The sequence below is a fragment of the Nocardia sp. NPDC049190 genome (assembly GCF_040648115.1).
Classification (GTDB): domain Bacteria; phylum Actinomycetota; class Actinomycetes; order Mycobacteriales; family Mycobacteriaceae; genus Nocardia.
The window spans coordinates 1-1496 of sequence record NZ_JBEZDE010000113.1; the positions used below are offsets into that span (position 1 = coordinate 1).

At 60.0% G+C, this 1496-nt stretch carries 1 protein-coding gene; it reads left to right on the forward strand.

Features of this window, described 5'->3' with window-relative positions; all coding sequences use genetic code 11:
* Positions 1 to 1496: ubiquinol-cytochrome c reductase cytochrome b subunit (locus AB0B25_RS32125; protein ID WP_357187603.1), on the forward strand; the 1496-nt coding region annotated here is incomplete at both ends.

Sequence of the window (1496 nt, forward strand, 5' to 3'; positions counted from 1 at the left end):
GCCGATGAGGCGGATGAGCGGTATCGTGCCGCGGCATTCGTCAAGCGGTCGATCAACAAGGTCTTTCCGACGCATTGGTCGTTCTTGTTGGGTGAGATCGCGTTGTACAGCTTCATCATTCTGTTGCTGTCGGGTGTGTATCTGACGTTGTTCTTCGATCCGTCGATGACCGAGGTGGTCTACAACGGGTCGTATCAGCCGTTGCGTGGTGTGACGATGTCGCGGGCGTATGAGACGGCGTTGAATCTGTCGTTCGAGGTGCGGGGTGGGTTGTTCGTCCGCCAGGTGCATCATTGGGCGGCGTTGTTGTTCGCGGCGTCGATCATCGTGCATCTGTTCCGGATCTTCTTCACCGGTGCGTTCCGTAAGCCGCGTGAGGCGAACTGGGTGATCGGGTCGTTGTTGTTGATCTTGGCGATGTTCGAAGGGTTTTTCGGGTACTCGCTGCCGGATGATCTGTTGTCGGGTACGGGGTTGCGGGCGGCGTTCGGTGGTATCACGATGAGTATCCCGATCGTGGGTACCTGGATGCACTGGTTGATCTTCGGTGGTGACTTCCCGGGTGAGATCATCATCCCGCGTCTGTATGTCGCGCATGTGTTGTTGTTCCCGGGCATCATTCTGGCGTTGATCGCGGCGCATGTGGCGTTGGTCTGGTATCAGAAGCACACCCAGTTCCCGGGGCCGGGTCGGACCGAGAACAATGTGGTCGGTGCGCGGATCGTGCCGGTGTTCGCGGCTGATCAGGGTGCGTTTTTCGCTTTCACGCTCGGTATCGTGGCGATCATGGGTGGGGTGTTGCAGATCAACCCGATCTGGAACCTGGGTCCCTACAATCCGTCGCAGGTGTCGGCGGGTTCGCAGCCGGACTTCTACATGATGTGGACCGATGGTTTGGCGCGGTTGATGCCGCCGTGGGAGTTGTATCTGGGGCGGTATACGGTGCCGGCGGTGTTCTGGGTGGCGTTGATCATGGGTTTGGTGTTCACGGTGTTGATCGCCTATCCGTGGATCGAGAAGCGGCTCACCGGTGACACGGGTGCGCATCACAATCTGTTGCAGCGTCCTCGTGACGTGCCGGTCCGTACCGCGATCGGTGCGATGGCGATCGCGTTCTATGTGGTGTTGACGTTGTCGTGTGTCAACGACATCGTCGCGTTGAAGTTCGATATCTCGTTGAACGCGACGACCTGGATCGGGCGTATCGGTTTGTTGATCGCGCCGCCGATCGCCTACTTCCTGACCTACCGGTTCTGTATCGGTTTGCAGCGCAGCGACCGCGCCGTGCTCGAGCACGGTATCGAGACCGGTGTGATCAAGCGGCTGCCGCACGGCGAGTACATCGAGGTGCATCAACCGCTGGGCCCGGTCGATGACCACGGTCACCCGATCCCGCTGGAATATCAGGGCGCTCCGGTACCGAAGAAGATGAGCAAGCTGGGTTCGGCGGGCAAGCCGGGCACCGGCAGCTTCCTGCGCGCGGATCCCTGGCAGGA